The organism is Nostocoides jenkinsii Ben 74 (genome assembly GCF_001046875.1).
Lineage (GTDB): Bacteria > Actinomycetota > Actinomycetes > Actinomycetales > Dermatophilaceae > Nostocoides_A > Nostocoides_A jenkinsii.
The window spans coordinates 84841-103330 of the sequence record NZ_HF571038.1; the positions used below are offsets into that span (position 1 = coordinate 84841).

Genomic DNA, 18490 nt, shown 5'->3' on the forward strand with positions numbered 1-18490 from the left:
CTCCGCTTCGGGGTCAGATCGACATGGTCGTGTGGCATCGTGTGCGCATGGGCAATATGGTCTGGCGAGTCCTCGGGACGGGCGCGGCAGTGGTCGCGGGCATCGTGGCCAACAAGGGTGTCACGGCAATCTGGCAGAAGGCCGGCAAGGACGACACCGTCGACCCGCAGAACCCGCACACCCCCGTCGGTGAGGCGCTGGCGCTGGCCGTCCTGAGTGCCGCGGCAGCCGCGCTGGCCAAGACGATGTTCACGCGCAAGGCGGCGGCCTACTACGAGCAGTCCGCCGGGCATCTGCCGCAGCCGATGCGCGACCGGGAAGAAGCACGCAGCGTCTAGGCAGCCCCCCAGCTGACGCTGCTCCATCGTCTGGCGCGGCCTCATCGAGTCTGCTCCCCCTCCGGCTCGATCGCGCTAGCAATCGGGACGCCCGGACGATAGGCGAGATGCACGTATGACGGTGCCTCCAGCATCGTGAGGTCGGCCGGCCCGCCGACCTCGATTCGCCCGATATCGCTGCGCCGCAATGATTGTGCCGACCCCACCGTGGCCGCGAGCAGCGCCTCGGCCGGTGTCAGCCCCATCTCCCGCACCGCCAGCGCGATCATCAGTGGCATCGACGAGGAGTAGCACGTGCCCGGATTGCAGTCACTGGCCAGCGCGATCTGGACCCCGGCGTCGAGGAGGCGGCGCGCGTCCGGATAGGGCGAGCGCGTCGAGAACTCCACGCCCGGGAGCAGGGTCGCCACTGTCTCCGGCGCACTGGCGAGGGCATCGATGTCAGCGTCGCTCACATAGGTGCAGTGGTCGACGCCGGCGGCGCCGACCTCAACCGCGAGGCGGACGCCCGGGCCCGGGCCGAGTTGATTGCCGTGCACCCGCGGAAGCAGGCCGACTGCCATCCCTGCCTGCAGCACCGCTCGGGATTCGTCCTCATCGAAGGCGTGGGCAGACCCCGGCTCGCAGAACACATCAATCCAACGGGCGTATGGCGCGCACGTCGCCACCATCTCGCCCATCACCAGCGCTAGGTAGTCATCTCGTTGGACGCCCGCCGGCACGACATGTGCGCCGAGAAAGGTTGTCTCGGAGGTGATTTCGCTGGCGAGGCGGAGCAATCGCTGCTCGGTGCGCACGTCGAGGCCGTAGCCGGACTTGATCTCCAGCGTGGTCGTGCCCTGGCGCCGGGCTTCGCTCGCGCGGGATGCCAGTAGTGCCCGAAGCGTCTCGTCGTCGGCCCCGCGGGTGGCCGCGACGGTCGTCGCAATCCCGCCCCCGTCATACGGCACCCCGGTCATCCGGGCGGCGAACTCGGCGGAGCGGTCGCCCGCAAAGACGAGATGCGTATGGCTGTCCACGAACCCCGGGATGACACTCCGGCCGGCGAGATCCCGCCTCGTGTCGCACGTGGGCGCCGCGGCGTCGGGACCGATCCAGGCGATGCGCCCGGCATCCACGACCACGGCAACGTCGCGCATGATGCCCAGCCGATCGGGGCCGGAGCCGTCGCAGGTGACGAGTTCGCCGATCCCGGCGAGCAATAGCGCGCTCATTAACTCCACTCCATCAATGCGGCCACTCCATCAATGCGGCCACTCCATCAATGCGGCCACTCCATCAGTGCCGCCACTCCGTCAGTGCCGCAGACCGGCGAAGGCTTCGGCCAGGAGAAGTCCGACGTCGCCAAGGCGATGCTTGCCGTCGCTGACGATCTGATCTCCACCGACGACGGCCGCCAGAATGTCGGCGGAGGTCGCGGCATACGCGATCTGGTTCGGGCGGCACCCCGCCGTTCGCGGCGAATCTCGCTGCACCACAATGAAATCGGCGAGAGAGCCGGCGCCGAGGGAACCCCCGTTCGGCCAGCCGAGGCTCCGATAGCCGGCCGCCGAGGCAGCGCGGCCCAAGTCATCCATCGTGAACCGGCCCCGCTCGCCGGTCAGGAGACGCTCGTGCATCTCCAGCCCGCGAAGCTCCTCGAACGGATCGATCATGGCGTGCTGATCCGAGCCCAGGCACAGAGTGACCCCCGCATCGGCGAGGGCCCGCGCCGGACCGATCCCGTCCGCGAGATCACGCTCCGTCGTCGGGCAGAAGCAGGCCATCGCATCGGCACGGGCCAAGCGCTGGATGTCGTCGGCGTCCACGTGGGTCGCGTGCACGGCGGTGAAGTTGGGACCGAGCAGGCCGGCCTCCGAGAACAGCGTCGTCGGGGTGGCGCTGTAGTAGATCATCGCCGCCGCGTTCTCGGCGAGTTGCTCGCTCACGTGCGCGTGCACGGGCCGGGCGCCGACGACGGAGGCGAAGTCCGAGAGCGCGTGGCGCGGAACAGCCCGCACCGAATGCACTGCCGCGCCGATCCGGGTCGTCGGCCCATCCGGCAGTTGCGAGACCCGCTCGATCCACCGGGGGACATCGCCATCGGTGAACCGGCGCTGGACCGGGTCCAGGTCGAGGTGTCCCGACCCGGACAACCCGCCAGCCAGGTAGCAGGTGTCCAGCAAGGTCAGCCGAATTCCAGCGGCGACCGCCGCGTCCACGAGGGCCTGGGACATGGCGTTGGGATCGGCATACGGCTTGCCCTGGAGGTCATGGTGGAGATAGTGGAACTCCCCGACCACAGTGAAACCGGCCGCCACCATCTCGGCGAAAACCGCCTGTGCCAGAACGCGGTAGCTGTCCGGATCGAGGGTTCCGGCAACGGCATACATCGTCTCGCGCCACGTCCAGAAATCCCCGCGCCCGCCATGGGTGCGCCCGCGCAGGGCCCGGTGGAAGGCGTGGCTGTGGGCGTTGGCGAAGCCGGGCAGCGCGACCCCGTCGATACGGATGTCGCCGGGCTCGGAGTTGGTGCGGGAGGTGACGTCGGTGATGACGCCATCCGTCGTCATGAGCCGGACGCGGTTGGCTAGGCCGGTCGGCAAGATGGCGCTGGAGACCCAGTAGTTGGTGGATGTCATGAGGTGCCCCCGCACAGCTCGGTCACGACCCCGACGAGAGCGTCGATGCCTGCCTCGCAGTCTGCCGGATCGGCGAACTCCGCGGGCGAATGCGACACCCCCGTCGGGTTGCGCACGAACAGCATGGCGCTGGGGATCCCGGCCTGGGTGAGGACGCCGGCGTCGTGCCCAGCCCCCGTCCCGAGCAGGGGTATGCCGCCCAGCGCCCCCGCCAGTCGACTCGCCAACGCCGGGTCGAAAGTCGTCACCGGGGTCCACGATTCCTCGCGCACCTCGCCGTGCGCGCGCGTCACCATTGCCGTCACATCCTCTATGACGCCGCGGACGGCTTCCGGGTTGCTTCCGCGCGCATCGAGCCAGCCGGTGGCGTGGCTGGCCACGGCGTTGATACCGCCGGGCTCGACGTGGACCTTGCCGATCGTGGCGAGGCAGCCCCGCCGCGAAGCGGACTCGCGGGCGCCTTGGATCACGCGGGCGAGTTCGAGCAGCGCGTCGCGGCGGTCGTCGAGGCGCGTGGTGCCGGCGTGGTTGGCCTCGCCGGGCAGGTCGATCCGCCAACGACCGTGGGGCCAGATGTCGGTGCCGACCGCGACCGGGGCGTCGAGGTCAGCGAGGACCCGGCCCTGCTCGACGTGGAGTTCGACGTAGGTGCCGATGCGGGCCAGTACTTCCGGATCGGGGCCGATGTGAGCCGGGTCGCGCCCGGCGGCCCGCAAGGCGTCGGCCATCGAGACGCCATCGATGTCCTTGAGGTTTCGCGCCTTGTCGGGATCGAGGAGCCCGGTGAGCACCCGTGACCCGGCGAGGGCGATGCCGAACCGGGCGCCCTCCTCGTCGACGAAGTTGGCGATGCCGACGGGGCGATCAGGAGTGAACCCACGCGCTCGAAGTTCGTCCAGCGCGAGGAAAGCCGACACGACGCCCAGCGGCCCGTCATACGCCCCGCCGTCGGGGACGGAGTCGAGGTGACTGCCGAGGACCAACCCGGGCCCGTCGCGATCGGGATTGCCCCACCACGCCCACTGGTTGCCCATGCGGTCCTCGGTCAGGTCCAGCCCCCTGACCTGCGCCTCCTGCGCAAACCACTCGCGCAACTCGTGGTCGGCCCGACCCCACGCAAACCGCCGGTAGCCCCCCGTGCCGGCGTCCCGCCCAACCGGCAGCAGGGCAGCCCACATCGCGGGGAACGTCAGCGCTGACATACCTGCACCCAATCAGATCGCCCCCAATCAGATCGCCCCCACTCGCCGCTGTGGTGGAGTGCACTTTTCCGCCCATTGCCGGAACGTGTACATACGCAACGGATCATTACCGTTGCGTATGCACACGTTCTCTCCCGTGATGCGCCGGGGCTACTCGGCCATCGGGATCCGGACCCCGCGGTCGCGCGCGACGTCCTCGGCGATCTCGTAGCCCGCGTCGACGTGGCGGATCACGCCCATACCCGGGTCATTGGTGAGGACGCGAGCGAGCTTCTCGGCCGCGAGCGGCGTGCCGTCGGCGACGGAGACCTGGCCGGCGTGCATCGAGCGGCCGATGCCGACGCCGCCACCGTGGTGCAGCGAGACCCAACTAGCGCCGCTGGCCGTGTTGACGAGCGCGTTGAGGAGCGGCCAGTCGGCGATCGCATCGGAACCGTCGGCCATCGCTTCGGTCTCGCGATAGGGGCTGGCGACCGAGCCGCAGTCGAGGTGGTCGCGCCCGATGACGATGGGGGCGCTCACCTTGCCGGAGGCGACGAGATCGTTGAAGGCCAGGCCGGCCTGGTCGCGCTCGCCATACCCCAGCCAGCAGATGCGGGCCGGAAGTCCTTGCCACGCAATGCGATCCTGCGCGCCGCGGATCCACTTGTGCAGCCGGTCGTTGTCCGGGAAGAGGTCGAGGACGGCCCGATCGGTCTCGGCAATGTCTTTCGGATCCCCCGAGAGGGCGACCCAGCGGAACGGGCCTTTGCCCTCGCAGAACAACGGTCGGATGTAGGCCGGGACGAACCCCGGGAAGGCGAAGGCCCGGTCATACCCCCCGAGCCGGGCCTCGTCCCGGATGCTGTTGCCGTAGTCGAAGGTTTCGGCGCCGCCGTCCTGGAAGCCGACCATCGCCTCGACGTGGCGGGCCATCGACTCGCGGGCGCGGTCAGTGAACTCCTCGGGCTTCTTGGTCGCGTATTCGTCCCACTGGTCCAACTCGATCCCGACCGGCAGATAGGACAGCGGGTCGTGCGCGCTGGTCTGGTCGGTGACGATGTCGATCGGGACGCCGCGGCGCAGCAGCTCGGGGAAGACCTCAGCGGCATTGCCGACGACGCCGACCGACCAGCCGCGACGCTCCTCTTTCGCCTTGAGCGACTTGGCGATCGCGTCGTCGAGATCGTCGGCGACTTCGTCGAGATAGCGGTGCTCGACGCGGCGCTGCAGCCGGTGCGGATCGACGTCGACGATCAGGCACGCGCCCTCGTTGAGGGTGACGGCGAGCGGCTGCGCGCCGCCCATCCCGCCGCAGCCGACGGTGACCGCCATACCTCTTCTCGGCGATCGCGGCGAAGGTTTCATAGGTGCCCTGGACGATGCCCTGGGTGCCGATATAGATCCACGAGCCGGCCGTCATCTGGCCGTACATCGTCAGCCCGAGGTGCTCCAGCCGCCGGAATTCGGGCCAATTCGCCCAGTCCGGAACGAGATTCGAGTTCGCGATGAGCACGCGTGGCGCCCACTCGTGGGTGCGGAAGACCCCGACCGGCCGGCCCGACTGCACGAGCATTGTCTCGTCCGGGTTGAGGTCGGTCAGGGTGCGCACCATGGCATCGAAGCTGCGCCAGTCGCGCGCCGCCCGCCCGGTGCCGCCATAGACGACGAGGTCGTCCGGCCGCTCGGCCACCTCCGGATCGAGGTTGTTCATCAGCATCCGCAACGGTGCCTCGGTGCTCCATCGCTTGGCCGTCAACGTGTTCCCGCGCGCCGCGCGGACCGGGCGTGCCCCGTCCATACCGGATCTCCTCATCCTTGAGTCGTATGCCGATCCTATGGCGCCCGCCCGCCTCGCCGCCGCTGCCTCCCGGCGGCCGGGTCCTCAGGTCGTTCGCCGGCCCCGCGCGGTAAGAGCCAGGATCGCGAGGGTCGCCGTCGCGATCCCCAGGCCCTGCCCGACCGTATGCCGCCGTCCCCCACTCGTCGCCGCCCCCTGCACTTCCCCGGCCGCGGCCGCGGACATCACCGATCCCGCGCTGGCGGCGGACATCAGGGACCCAGCGCTCGCCGCCGAGGCGATGCTGAAGGCCGACGCGATCGACCCGATGGACCCGATCGACAAGGCGCTGCCCACGGACCCGATGCTGAGCACCGACCCGCGACTCGCGATGCACAGGATCGAGTCTTCGGAGGCGATGGACCACTTCGACGACATACGGCCACTCTCGCACCATCGGGGAGGCGGGTTGGGGTTCCAGGTGGGCCGACACGCGTTCGCGCGAGGAGCGCCGTTCAGAATGTCTGAACAGCGGCACTTTTTGAACACTTCTGAACCGCAGCCGAGAACACTGCGCACCCGAAGCATCGAGTTCGGGAAACACGCCGAGGGGGATGCCCGCGCGCCGGCGTGCTTCCCGAACTCGACCGGCGGAGTCGGGTTAGTTCAGCGGGCCGGCGACAGACTCGGCGGCGTGGCGGACGGAGCCGTCGGCGACGGCATACACCGCGGCGGCGATGTCGTCGGCGAGGAAGCGGTCAGGACCGGGGGCGGTGCGGGAGACCTCGTCAAGGGCGGCGATGATCGCCGCGCTCACCGGGGAGGGGGTCAAGGGTGCGCGCAGTTGTATGCCGCGCGCGGCCGTGAGCAGTTCGATGGTCAGCACCTGGGTCAGGGCGTCGACGGAGCGCCGCAGTTTGCGCGCCGCGCCCCAGCCCATCGAGACGTGATCCTCCTGCATCGCGCTGCTGGGGATCGAGTCGACACTCGCGGGCACCGCGAGGCGCTTCATCTCGGAAACCATTCCGGCAGCGGTGTATTGGGCGATCATCAGGCCGGAATCGACGCCCGGGTCGTCGGCGAGGAAGGCGTTCAACCCGTGGTTGCGGGCCTTGTCGAGGAAGCGATCGGTGCGCCGCTCGCTCATACTCGCCAGGTCGGCGGCGGCGATGGCGAGGAAGTCGAGGACATAGGCGACCGGCGCGCCGTGGAAGTTGCCATTGGACTCGACTCGGTCGTCCAGGGTCACGACCGGGTTGTCGACGGCGCTCGCCAACTCCCAGCCCGCGACCCGGGCGGCGTGGTCGAGGGTGTCGCGAACCGCGCCGGCGACCTGGGGCGCGCATCGCAACGAGTAGGCGTCCTGGACGCGTGTGCATGCCTCCGGGTCGCGGTGCGAATCGCGAATACCGCTGACGGCCAGGACTTTCCGCATGTTCGCGGCGCTGAGCGCTTGGCCCGGCTGGGGCCGCAGGGCGTGTAGGTCGGCGGCGAAGACGTCGTCCGTTCCGAGCAGGCCCTCGACACTCATCGCGGCGGCGAGGTCCGCGATGGTGACGAGCGCGCGGAGGTCGGTGATCGCCATACACAGCATCCCGAGCATGCCGTCGGTGCCATTGATGAGGGCCAGGCCCTCCTTCTCGCGCAGTTCGACGGGCGCGATATCAGCCGCGGCGAGCGCATCACCGGCCGCCATCAGCTCACCGTCGGCGTCGCGCACCCAGCCCTCCCCCATCAGCGCGAGCGCGCAATGCGAGAGCGGGGCGAGGTCGCCGGAGCAGCCGAGCGAGCCATACTCGCGCACGACGGGGGTGATCCCGGCGTTGAGCATCGCGACATACGCGCGCAGCGTTTCCTCGCGTATGCCGGTGCGGCCGGTGGCGAGGGTCTGGATCCTCAGTAGCATGAGGGCGCGCACGACTTCGCGCTCTACCTCCGCGCCCGAGCCAGCCGCGTGGGAGCGAATCAGACTGCGCTGCAATTGTGTTCGCTTCTCCGGGGGGATGCTCGTGTTGGCGAGCGCGCCGAAACCCGTGGAGATTCCATAGTGCGCGACGGTGTCGTCGGCGAGGGCGTCGATCACCCCCCGCGTATGCCGAACCCTCCCCCACGCGGCCTCGCTCACCTCAACGCTCACGGGCCTGCCGAGGTAGTCCGTGCCGGGCGGCGCGGAGCGGGCGATGTGGACCACCTGTTCGATGGTCAGGGGTTCGTTGCCGAGGGTCACCGTTGACGTCACAAGGTTCATCAAATCCGAGACGCGCCGCGAAATCCACCAGGCCACAAGAACCCGACAGCCGTGGTTGGGTGGGCACGATGGCCGGATGAACACGCTCTGGATCCAGCAGCCCACCAATGGCGATGTCGTCGAGTTGATCCTCGGCGATCACCGCACCTTCGAAGACCTCCTGCGCGAATGCCGTCGCGACGATCGCGACCGGGCCGCCGCCCGTTCGGCGCTCGCGGAGTTGCTGGTCGCCCACGCGGAGGCGGAGGAGAGTGAGGTCTATCCGTCGCTGCACGCCAAGCGGGCCATTAGCGCCGACAAGGAGGAGCACGGCGAGCACGAACACGCGGAGATCCTGGAGGCGCTGCTCGCGTTCCTGGATGCGAAGGGCACGACGACGCAGAAGTATGAGGACGCCCTCGAGGAGCTGAGCAAGGTCGTCGCCCACCACAGCGGCGAGGAGGAACTGTCCATACTCAACCCCGCCCGGGCCGATGTGTCGGCGACCATCCGTCACGAGCTGGGTGCCGCCTGGTGCACCAAGCGAAATGCACTGCTGACCAAGGGCTGCGCCTCTCGGGCTCAGGTCGCGAGCCTGTTGGCCGAGGCGGTGCGCGAGAAAGTCTTACCGCCGGCCGATGTGCGCGAGCAAATGGAGGCGATTGAGGCCGAGGCGAAGGCCAAGACCAAGGAGTTGGAGCAGGAGGCGACCGCGAAGCCGTGAGGACAAACGGGCGGGCTTCTGCGCTGCGACTTTCGGAGCAACTTAGAAGTCTCATTCGACGCCCCGAGAGCGCCGACAACGTGATGGGCATCATCCGACGTGGGCGCGCACGAGATGTGCTGGACGACCGGCCAGCGGAGGAGGTTGTTGGCTACGGCCCGGACAGAATCCCTCGATGGCTGTCGTCACTCGTGGCTCCCAAATGAGCGAAAACCCTTGTCAGAGTTGGGAAAAGCCCTTGACCTCAGCATAGAACGCGCGTACTATTGAGGCATTAGCCCGGGGTGGGCAGCGCGAGCGATACGGGGGTGTCGGCATGAGTGTTGTGGCCTTCCCGCATGCCGCGTCGGCGCCGGATCCGGACACGATCTGGGATCGTGCGACCGCTATCGCGGGTCAACTCAATGCCTTGCACGCCGAGCTCGTGGAGTTGACGGCTCAGGCCATCGAGGCCGATTGCTGGGGTGGCAATGGCGGCGTGCGGTCGCCCGAGCACTGGCTGGCCTTGCGCGCCGGGCTATCGCCGGCGACGGCGGCCCAGATCACCACGCTCGCGCGCGCCCGGACCCGCCTTCCAGTGTTGACGGGCTTGGTGGAGCAGGGGCGGCTCTCCCTCGACCAGGCCGCGGCGGTCGCGGGGCGGGTGCCCGCGGCATACGAGGAAGCGGTCTGCGAACTTGCTCCGCTGATGACCGTCACCCAACTGCGGCGGATCGTCAACCGCTACCCGTTCGAGCCCGATGAGCCCGACCGTGCCGAGGATGCGTCAAAGACCGAAGAGCCGACGGTAGCTGCTGCTCCGCCGGCCTTCCCCGACCGAGCCGACCAGCCGAGTTCCGTGTCCCTGCAGTGGGACGACGGCCGGTTCGTGCTCCGGGCCGATCTCGATGCCGCCGATGGCGCCTTGATGGAGAACGCTCTTCGCGAGGCGAAGGATGCGCTCTTCACCGCCGGGAACCCCGCAGCGACGTATGCGGATGCGCTGATCGAGATCGCCTCCCGCAGCCTCGGTGCCGTCGAGTCACCGGCCCGGGCCAGTCATTACCGCGTCCACATCCACCTCGACACCGAAGGCGCCTGGGTCAACGCCCGCGGCTCGCTGGCCGCGCACCTCGCCGCCCGGCTCGGCTGCACCGCCGACACGGCTGTCGATTGGCAGACGAAGGGCCGGCCCGTCTCAGTCGGCCGATCTCAGCACGCCATTCCGGAGCGGCTCCGCCGGCTCGTCGAGGACCGGGATCGTGGCTGTGCCTATCCCGGCTGCACGGCGACCCGATTCGTCGAGATCCACCACATCGACCATTGGGCCGACGGTGGCGGCACCGACTACGCCAACTTGATCAGTCTGTGCCCGCACCACCACGACGCGCACCACGCCGGCGACTTCACCATCTCCGAGAGTGGAAATGCGTTGTTGCCCTTCGTATTCCGCACCCGCCATGGTCGTTCGATCCAGGTTGCCCCACCCGACCCACACGGCGGCGAGGCGCCTCCCAAACCAGCGCGGCCGTCAAGGGACTACCGCCCACCGTTGGGCGAGCGGCTCGACACCGATTGGATCTACTTCCGCAAACGCCCCTGAGACGGTGCACCGGGTCGGCCCGGCACTCGATCAATGGGCCCCTCTCTTCGGGGCAAGGAGCGCATCGATCAGGTGAGTTTGCGGACGACCGGAAGCGGGGCGTGGCGCAGGACGGTCCCCATCGGCACCCAGGGCCATGACGGGACGCGGGCGTGGGGCTTGCGCTTCTCGATCGCCTCGACCATCGCCGCGACGCCGGTCGGGGTGTCGACCATGAAGGGCATCGGCTTCTTGACGTGCTCGTTCATCTCCGAGCGGATGTAGCCGGGATAGATCACCGAGACGTCGATGGCGAGGCCGGGCTCGCCGGCCATCTCGTGGCGGATGCCCTCGGCGAGGGCGGCGACGCCGGCCTTGGTCGCGGCATACGTCGTGATGGTCTTGGGCATGCCCCGCATCGCGGACATGGACGAGATCATGACCAGGTGCCCGGCCTTCTGGGCGCGGAAGATCTCCATCGCCGCCTCGCATTGCGCCAGTGCCGCAACGAAATTCGTCATCGCGGTGGCCTTGTTGGCGTCATACCGGCCCGTACCGATCGGGGCACCCTTGCCGAGGCCGGCGTTGACGATGATGCGATCGATGGTGCCGAAGTCGTCGCGGAAGGCGCGGAAGACCTCGAAGACTTGGTCGTCATTGTTGACGTCGAGGGCGCGGATCTCAACGCGGCACTCGGGGTGCGCATTCTCGATCTCGTCGCGTAGCTCCTCCAGCCGCCCCGTGCGGCGGGCCGCGAGCGCGAGGTCGTGGCCGAGCGCGGCCATCTGCCGCGCCATCTCGGCACCCAGGCCGGAACTGGCTCCCGTGATCAAAACCGTTGTCATTGTTGTCCTTTCAGCGGGGCTGCCCTTTCAGCGGGCCGACCACAGTTCGCCCAGGTGGCTCGCCTCGTTGAAGCTCATCAGATGTATGCCGCGCGCCCCCACCCGCACTTGGGTCACCGAGGCGTTGACGACGGTCCGCTGCAGCCGGTCCCAGACCAGCGGCCCCCCGTCGAGCAGGTGCGCACCGATCGCGCTGATGACACCACCCGAGGTGACGACGACCGCGTCCTCCTTGGGAGCGAGGGTCGCGGCCAGCGATTCCAGGGCAGCCGAGGCTCGGGCGGTGAACGCGGCATACGTCTCGGGGTAGTCGCCCTCGCCGAGGACCCAGCGGCGCAAGGCTGCGGCATACACCACATCGAAGGCGCGGGCATCAAAGGCGCGGCGCTCGACGGAGGCTGCGCTCGCGGCATACACCGGATCCTCGGCGGGCAGGGCGGCGAGCACGGCAAGGTGGTCGTACTCATCCCACGCCGGGTCACATTCCGGCGCGACCCTCCAACCCGCCGCCGCTGCCGCAGCTGCCCTCGAATCTCGTTGCCGAATAAGCTCACCCGAGATCAGTCGGACCGGATCGATGCCCTGCCTGGCGAGCCACGCCCCGGTCGCGGCGGCCTGCCGGTGCCCCAACTCGCTCAACGCGTCATAGTTCTCGGCGCCCCACGACGCCTGCCCGTGCCGAACCAGGAAGATCCGGCTCATCCGAGCAACTCCGTGCACCGGGCGTCGAGAATCCGGACGAACATTCCCATGCCGGCGGCCTTCGGATTCGTGGTCTGCCCATGGAACGCGCGGTAGTAGATCTGCTGCGCGATGACGGCGAGCCGGAAGGTGCCGAAGAGTTCGTAGAAGCGCCGGTCCTGCGCGCTGATCGTGAGCCCGTGCTGCTCACCGTAGGCCGTCCATACCTGCTCCCGAGTCCACATCCCCGGGGCATTGGTCGGCTGCAGCCGGATGGCCTGCATCGCATCGGGGTCATCGGCCTGCGACCAGTACGCCAGCGCCGAGCCGACGTCCATGAGCGGGTCACCGACGGTCGACAGCTCCCAATCCAACACTCCCGCAACGCGACTCACATCATCCGCGGCGAGCACGAGATTGTCGAAGCGGAAGTCGTTGTGGATCATCGTATGGGCGTGGTCGTCCGGCTGATGCGCGTCGAGCCACGCCATAACCTCGGCAAAGTCGCCGACATCCTCCGTGCGCGCTCGCCGGAAGCGCTCGGTCCAGCCGCCGACCTGGCGGGCGACATAGCCCGGGCCGCGGTCGAGTTCCCGCAAGCCCGAGGCGTCGAGATCGGCCGTATGGAGGGCGACGAGCGCATCAACAAAGGTGCCGCACAAGCGATCTCGTGCGGCCCCGTCATCGAGCCCGACCCCCTCGGGGAAGTCGCGCCGCAGGATCAACCCCTCGACGCGCTCCATGACATAGAACTCAGAGCCGATGACCGACTCGTCGCCGCAGTAGCCGATCATCCGGGGTACGAGCGGATAAACGGGCGCGAGGGCGTCCTGGATACGGTATTCGCGCGCCATGTCGTGCGCGCCTTTGGCCTTGGTGCCCGACGGCGGACGCCGCAAGATGAGGTCGCGCTCGGGCCAACGCAGGAGGTAGGTCAGGTTGGAGGCGCCGCCCCCGAACTGCTGCACCTCCGGCTCAGCGTCCAAACCAGAAGCGTCAACGGCGTTGCCGCGCAACCATTCCGCGACGGCGGCGGCATCGAAGGCGTCCTCGTCCCGCACGGCTCCCGCACCGGCCACTGGCTCGCCACCGGTCACATGATCGCTCACTTCGCGGCCTTCCTGGCCAACCGTTGCGCGCCCTTCCCGAACGCGCGGTCGTACAGCGGGCGAGCGAAGCGCTTGGTCCCGTAGGCGGCATACCCCTGCCGGTCGGTGAGGATGACCGGCCGGTCCTTCTCGATGCCGCGTAGCACCTTGGCCGCGATGTCGTCCGCGCTCGCGCCAGCCTTGGTGATCAGCCGAACCGCCGTCTTCTCCATCTCCTCGTCCTTCCCCTGCAGCGAGGTGTGCAGGTTGGTCCGGAAGAAGGACGGACAGACGACATTGACGGCAATACCGAAGGGCGCCAACTCAAATCGCAGTGTCTCCGACAGCGCCACGACTCCGGCCTTCGCCGCGTTGTAGGACGACATGGCCGGCCCATGCACGAGTCCGGCGAGTGAGGCAACATTGACGATCCGCCCCGATCCCCGCTCCTTCAGCAGCGGCACGAACGTCTGGCAGCCCCGCACCACACCAAGCAGATTGATGTCGATGACCCGCTCCCAGTCCGCGAAGGCCTCGACGTCGATCCGCCCACCGGTGGCCACGCCGGCGTTGTTAACCAGCAGGTCCAGCCCGCCCCACCGCTCGCGCACGTCTGCGAGCGCCGCATCCCAGTCCTGCTGGCTGCGCACGTCGAGCCGGACGTATGCCGCCCCCTCCGGCACGCTGTCCGGCCGCTCCTCCGCGAGGTCCCCGACGAGGACCTCGTCCCCGCGAGCGAGCATCGCCGTGGCCAAGGCGAGCCCAAGCCCGGACGCCCCGCCGGTGATGAGCACCCGACTCACTGGGCCGCCCCAACGGCCATCGCCTTCTTGGCGTAGGGCGCCAGCATCAGCCGCGAGACCACTCCGAGGTGGACCTCGTCAGGGCCGTCGGCGAGACGCAGGGAGCGCGCTCCGGCATACGCCGCCGCGAGGGGGAAGTCCGGGCCGGTCCCGCCCCCGCCGTGGATCTGGATCGCGAAATCGATGACCTCACAAGCCATTCTTGGCACGGCGACCTTGATCTCGGAGACCTCGCTCAGCGAGGCGGCGGAGCCGAAGGTGTCGAGCTTCCACGCGGCGTGCAAGACATGCAGGCGAGCCTGGTTGATCTTGATCCGCGCCTCGGCGAACTTCTCGCGGTTGCCACCCAATTGCGCGAGCGGTTTGCCGAACGCCACGCGACTGACCGAGCGCTGCAGCGCCAGATCCAGGCACTTCTCGGTCAAGCCAATCAGCCGCATGCAGTGGTGCACGCGCCCCGGTCCGAGCCGGCCCTGCGCGATCTCGAAGGCCCGCCCCGGACCGCCGATGATGTGATCGACGGGCAGCCGCACATCGGTCAAGGTGACCTCACCGTGCCCGAGCGGCTCGTCATACTGCCCAAGCGTGGAGAGCATCCGCTCGACCCTGACTCCTGGGTGGTCCATCGGGACCACGACCATCGAATGCCGGTGGTGGCGATCTGCATTCGGGTCGGTGACCGCCATATAGATGCCGACCTTGCAGTCGGGATGGCCGGCACCGGAGGACCACCACTTGCGGCCGTTGAGGACGACCTCGTCGCCGTCGATCTCGGCGCGCGCCTGCATATTCGTCGCATCGGAGCTCGCCACACCGGGCTCGGTCATCAGGAAGGCCGAGCGGACCTTGCCGTCGAGCAGCGGCTCGAGCCAGCGGTCCTTCTGGGCATGCGAGCCGTACTTCAGCAGCACCTCCATGTTGCCCGTGTCCGGCGCATTGGAGTTGAAGATCAGCGGCGCGATGAACGAGCGGCCCATCTGCTCGGCTACCGGCGCATAGTCGAGATTCGACAACCCGGCGCCGCCATCGGTGCCGAAGCGCTCGGCATACGGCCCCTCGTGCCCGGCGGGCAGGAAGAGATTCCACAGACCCTGGCGGCGCGCCTCGGCCTTCGCCTCCTCGATCCGCGGATCGATGCGCCACGGATCCTCACCACGCAGCCGGCGCGCCGCGACATCGGCGACGAGTTCGGCCTCCAGGGGCTCGACGTGGGTGTCGACAAATTCCCGAACCCGGGCGGACAGATCGGCGGCGCGGGGCGACAGGCTGAAGTCCATGCCCTTGACCCTAACGGCTTATTGAGCGATGCTCAATAGCGTGCCGAGTCGCGACGATCACAGCACCCCACCGCCGGGTCGTGTGCGGCTGAGCCCGGACGAGCGGCGCCGCCAACTGCTCGGGATCGGTCTCCGCAAGTTTGTCGAGCGCCCCGCGATGGACCTCTCCCTGGACGAGGTCGCGACTGAGGCGGGAGTTTCGCGAGGCCTGCTCTTCCACTACTTCCCCACAAAGGCCCTCTTCCACGAGGCCGTCGTCGCGGCCGCCGGGCGCCGGGTGCTGCGGACGGTTCGGCCCGATCCCGACGCGAGCGGGGAGGAGGCGATTCGGCAACTGGCAGAACGCTTTATCGCCCAGATCGTGCGCCGGCACGACTTCTATCTCGCCCTCGTCTATGGCCAGTCCGGTCCGCTCGCCGATCTCGACGACCCCGGCGCCACCGCGACGAGCCTGCGTTCCGGGATCGCCGAGCACGTATGCCGTGCCCTCCCCGCGACGGACCCCCGCGTCGCCCACGCCTGGGTCGCGTATGTCGAGGATCGCGCCCTCCAGTTGCCCCCCGGCTCGGAATTACACGCCTTGACCACGCACTGTGTCACCGCTTTGCGTGCGCTATCGCGGATATCCTGAAAGTCCCCCGTTTCAGGGACTACCGCGTTACGCCGCCCAATTGCATAGTTGAACCGTCACCTCTTGCCAGAACGGCAGACTAATGTCGACTGAGCCTCGACATCTTTAGGCACTATCCGGGGAGATCGCTTTGCAGTGCCACAACTGCCGGCTGCACATGGCTGACGACGACGATTTCTGCGGTGGCTGCGGCACGGCCCGCCCGCCCGGCTCTCAGGTCAAGCTCGGGGCATCCATGCCGACTGGAGCGTCATCCGACGAGAGTGGCGCAAGGCATGACGGCACCGTGGGCAGCCATGACCCAACGTCTCTCCCCCCGAAAACAGCCAACCCACCGACGATCAACCCTGTCCTCACACCGACACTGGCAGAGTCCAAGCCCGACGCCGCACCTACCCCATCTCCCCCTCCGGTGCCGCTCGCGCCTGCCACGCCGCGGCGAAAGAAGAAGCGCCGAATACTCAAGTTTGTGGTGTTGCCACTCGCGCTCCTTGTCGGGACGTCAGAACTCATTGACCTTATCAACTCCGGGATCAAAAACGGAAGTGGCGAAGTGACGTCGGATAACACCGGCGCGGCATCCACGCCAACGTCGGCCTCCAGCAAGCCGAAGAGGATCAAGATCCCGGCCACCTCGCGCATATGCGGCAAGGCAAACACCAAGATCACAGTCAATACCTACGCCGGTACACGTGACACTCCGTGTAGCTTCGCTTTAGCTGTCCGCACCGCCTATTTGGATATCCCATCCAAGAAACGCAAAGGAGCAGTCAACCTCAATGCCTATAGCTCAATTAGCAGAAAGAACTTGCGCGTTAAGTGCGAGAACACAATTCCACTGCGGTGTACGAGCGGCGACTTCGTGATCTACCTTAAGGCGCGCTAGGCACCGCCGCAAGAATTAATACTGGTGCCGGCGTCAACCAGTGGCTCACGCCGGCACCGTCTCGATCATTAGCCCGCTACTAGGCCGTGCGCCGCGAGTGCACCACCCAGTCCGCCCGGCGTGAAGTCGCCGATCGCATGAAAGGTCCAATCGGCCTCTTGCCGCTCCAGTTCGGCGAAAATGAGGCAATCCTGGCCCGTTGCGCCCTGCGACAGTGAGAACCTTGCCAGTTCGCGATTGTCGCTCTGGTTAACAATGCGGATGAAGGCATTCGCAACCAAGCCGAAATGCTGACCGCGGCTCGCAGCCTCGTGAATGCTGACCACAACCCGCAGCCTGACGACTGCGCTAGGAACCTTGGACAGGGTCATAAGAATCTGCTCGTCGTCGCCATCGCCAACCCCGGTCATGCTGTCACCGCAGTGCGTCACAGCGCCCGAGTTGTGCACCTTGTTTCCGTAGAACACGAAGTCACTATCCGTGACGCATCGAGACCATGAGTCCGTCAAGAACACGGACGCATCAAGGTCGAACGGTGCCCCAGTGTCTGCGGGGTCCCATCCCAGGCCGACCAGCACGTTGTCCAGGGGCGCCGGACCCGACTCCTTTGCGAGAGAGATAACGCCGCCTTTAGAGAGAGATATAGCCATCTATTGCACCCTTCTCGAGTTGAGTTTCTGTTGCACTTTCCAGATCAAGCCGAAGGCACGACCCCCTTCTCGTTGAGGATCCATAGAAGCGGATCCAGAACCCGGAATGGGGTGATTCCGTGGTCGGGCAAGAGCTCCCCGTCGGCAGCTGCTCCCAACGCGGAAGTTGCAAAGAATCGGTGTGGCAGCACAACTTTGGTCGCGGGATTTTCGACCATATTGACGATGGACGTGCCGTTGAGAAGCATCAAGGTGGACCGGACCTCTTCACTGAGCAGCAGGCCATCCGCCTGGTCATACGCCGGCCCGCCGATTGTGCGCTTGGGGGCTTCACGCACGAGCGTGGTCCCGGCATTGGCAAAGACCGGGCTCAGCGGGCTATTTTGCTCACCCAACGCTTGCAAGGCATCGACTTTGGCGAGGCAAACAGCCAAGTGCGGGCGACCGTTGGAAATGTGTTTCAATACGGTTCCAAGCACGCGTTGCGGGTCCTGCCCCGGTTCACCCTGCCGTGGTATCACGCTCTCTAGAGCGTCGCGGATACTTCTTATCGCGAGCGGGTCAAAGAGAAAGATGACGAGGTCAGCCCGCCCCAGGAAGCTGAGATTCAGTGACGAGTCAGACTTCTCAAGATCTTCTCCCGCGATATCACGGAAGGCCAAATAGCGATGCTTTCCATTCAACTGCCCCAGGCTGTAGAGAAGTGAACGTGCGATTCCCGGCGGGGTCGCCGGGTATGCCTTCCCCGTGAGAATCTGGTCGAGGTATTCCTTGCTTTCATCTGTCTGCGAATACCGTGACTCGAAGGTAAGGGCTGAACGGAGTTCCTCGACCAATTTCTCCACGAAAAGGCGCATGACCCCGATCGAGACAGACTTTCCGGTCGCTCGAGCGCCGGTCAATGCAACACAAATGACATCGGAAGTGTCGATATCTTTGGGGATGGGTTGCTGACACACGAGGCACGACCGTTCCATGTGTGCGCCGCACTTCGTGCAGTGCTGCTCCAGACGGGGCGTCCACGGTCCGCGGTGGTCTTTCGGACGCACCTCGCGGCGACGTTGCTTGATCTTCATTTCACGACCGAGATACGCCTTCACCGCAGGATGCTCCGTCGCCTCGCTCGCGCAATCGCGGTTCACGCACTGCCAACTGGCCTCTACTGTGCCGACATCAGTGAAGCAGAGCGGGCACTTA

At 67.3% G+C, this 18490-nt stretch carries 17 protein-coding genes and 1 pseudogene; 5 read left to right on the forward strand and 13 right to left on the reverse strand.

The window, feature by feature from the left end; all coding sequences use genetic code 11:
- The first annotated feature begins 47 nt into the window (after nucleotides 1-47).
- Nucleotides 48-338 carry a DUF4235 domain-containing protein gene (locus tag BN13_RS00390; protein WP_048548647.1) on the forward strand — a complete coding sequence of 97 codons (291 nt, stop codon included), beginning with the start codon at nucleotides 48-50 and terminating at the stop codon, nucleotides 336-338.
- Nucleotides 339-379: 41 nt separating this feature from the next.
- Here the strand turns inward: BN13_RS00390 and hutI are convergent, their stop codons facing one another.
- From hutI to hutH, 6 genes and pseudogenes are all read right to left on the reverse strand, one after another.
- Entirely contained in the window at nucleotides 380-1552 is a 1173-nt protein-coding gene (gene hutI / locus BN13_RS00395) for an imidazolonepropionase (protein WP_048543521.1), read from the reverse strand.
- Between the two features lie 81 nt (nucleotides 1553-1633).
- A complete protein-coding gene (locus BN13_RS00400) occupies nucleotides 1634-2959 on the reverse strand; it encodes a formimidoylglutamate deiminase (RefSeq protein ID WP_048548648.1) in 1326 nt (441 codons plus the stop codon).
- Nucleotides 2956-4161: an allantoate amidohydrolase gene (locus BN13_RS00405; RefSeq protein ID WP_048543523.1), complete on the reverse strand. Its 1206-nt coding sequence runs from the start codon at nucleotides 4159-4161 to the stop codon at nucleotides 2956-2958. The genes BN13_RS00400 and BN13_RS00405 overlap by 4 nt, the downstream gene beginning before the upstream one ends.
- Before the next feature lie 150 nt (nucleotides 4162-4311).
- A pseudogene (gene hutU, locus BN13_RS00410) lies at nucleotides 4312-5941 on the reverse strand (urocanate hydratase).
- Nucleotides 5942-6025: 84 nt separating this feature from the next.
- On the reverse strand, nucleotides 6026-6358 hold the full coding sequence (locus BN13_RS18430; protein ID WP_048543524.1) for a hypothetical protein: 333 nt from the start codon (nucleotides 6356-6358) through the stop codon (nucleotides 6026-6028).
- A gap of 223 nt (nucleotides 6359-6581) precedes the next feature.
- Nucleotides 6582-8168 carry a histidine ammonia-lyase gene (gene hutH / locus BN13_RS00420; protein WP_048543526.1) on the reverse strand — a complete coding sequence of 529 codons (1587 nt, stop codon included), beginning with the start codon at nucleotides 8166-8168 and terminating at the stop codon, nucleotides 6582-6584.
- Nucleotides 8169-8244: 76 nt separating this feature from the next.
- Here hutH and BN13_RS00425 point away from each other — a divergent pair, with 76 nt between their 5' ends.
- Nucleotides 8245-8871, forward strand: coding sequence for a hemerythrin domain-containing protein (locus BN13_RS00425; RefSeq protein ID WP_048543528.1), 627 nt, complete (start codon nucleotides 8245-8247; stop codon nucleotides 8869-8871).
- Nucleotides 8872-9187: 316 nt separating this feature from the next.
- Nucleotides 9188-10453: an HNH endonuclease signature motif containing protein gene (locus BN13_RS00430; RefSeq protein ID WP_084733470.1), complete on the forward strand. Its 1266-nt coding sequence runs from the start codon at nucleotides 9188-9190 to the stop codon at nucleotides 10451-10453.
- 68 nt (nucleotides 10454-10521) lie between these two features.
- Here the strand turns inward: BN13_RS00430 and BN13_RS00435 are convergent, their stop codons facing one another.
- Genes BN13_RS00435 through BN13_RS00455 form a run of 5 tightly spaced genes read right to left on the reverse strand, consistent with a single transcriptional unit; the run spans nucleotide 10522 to nucleotide 15126 of the window.
- The gene (locus BN13_RS00435; protein ID WP_048543531.1) at nucleotides 10522-11277 is read right to left on the reverse strand and encodes an SDR family oxidoreductase; all 756 of its coding nucleotides are present in this window, start codon (nucleotides 11275-11277) and stop codon (nucleotides 10522-10524) included.
- Nucleotides 11278-11304: 27 nt separating this feature from the next.
- A complete protein-coding gene (locus BN13_RS00440) occupies nucleotides 11305-11979 on the reverse strand; it encodes a histidine phosphatase family protein (protein ID WP_048543534.1) in 675 nt (224 codons plus the stop codon).
- Nucleotides 11976-13067 carry a phosphotransferase family protein gene (locus tag BN13_RS00445; RefSeq protein WP_235433882.1) on the reverse strand — a complete coding sequence of 364 codons (1092 nt, stop codon included), beginning with the start codon at nucleotides 13065-13067 and terminating at the stop codon, nucleotides 11976-11978. Before BN13_RS00445 ends, BN13_RS00440 begins: the two co-directional genes overlap by 4 nt.
- The gene (locus tag BN13_RS00450; RefSeq protein ID WP_048543536.1) at nucleotides 13064-13849 is read right to left on the reverse strand and encodes an SDR family NAD(P)-dependent oxidoreductase; all 786 of its coding nucleotides are present in this window, start codon (nucleotides 13847-13849) and stop codon (nucleotides 13064-13066) included. Before BN13_RS00450 ends, BN13_RS00445 begins: the two co-directional genes overlap by 4 nt.
- Nucleotides 13846-15126: an acyl-CoA dehydrogenase family protein gene (locus BN13_RS00455; protein ID WP_048543537.1), complete on the reverse strand. Its 1281-nt coding sequence runs from the start codon at nucleotides 15124-15126 to the stop codon at nucleotides 13846-13848. Before BN13_RS00455 ends, BN13_RS00450 begins: the two co-directional genes overlap by 4 nt.
- A 40-nt stretch (nucleotides 15127-15166) precedes the next feature.
- On the opposite strand from BN13_RS00455, the gene BN13_RS00460 reads away from it, so the two are divergent.
- Entirely contained in the window at nucleotides 15167-15757 is a 591-nt protein-coding gene (locus BN13_RS00460; protein WP_201329030.1) for a TetR/AcrR family transcriptional regulator, read from the forward strand.
- A 157-nt stretch (nucleotides 15758-15914) separates the two neighbouring features.
- Nucleotides 15915-16643, forward strand: coding sequence for a hypothetical protein (locus tag BN13_RS19035; RefSeq protein ID WP_157038350.1), 729 nt, complete (start codon nucleotides 15915-15917; stop codon nucleotides 16641-16643).
- A 68-nt stretch (nucleotides 16644-16711) separates the two neighbouring features.
- Here BN13_RS19035 and BN13_RS00470 read toward each other — a convergent pair whose 3' ends face one another.
- Both BN13_RS00470 and BN13_RS00475 read right to left on the reverse strand, forming a co-directional pair.
- Nucleotides 16712-17293, reverse strand: coding sequence for a TerD family protein (locus BN13_RS00470; RefSeq protein ID WP_048543541.1), 582 nt, complete (start codon nucleotides 17291-17293; stop codon nucleotides 16712-16714).
- A 44-nt stretch (nucleotides 17294-17337) separates the two neighbouring features.
- The gene (locus BN13_RS00475; RefSeq protein ID WP_157038351.1) at nucleotides 17338-18393 is read right to left on the reverse strand and encodes a hypothetical protein; all 1056 of its coding nucleotides are present in this window, start codon (nucleotides 18391-18393) and stop codon (nucleotides 17338-17340) included.
- Nucleotides 18394-18490: the final 97 nt, after the last annotated feature.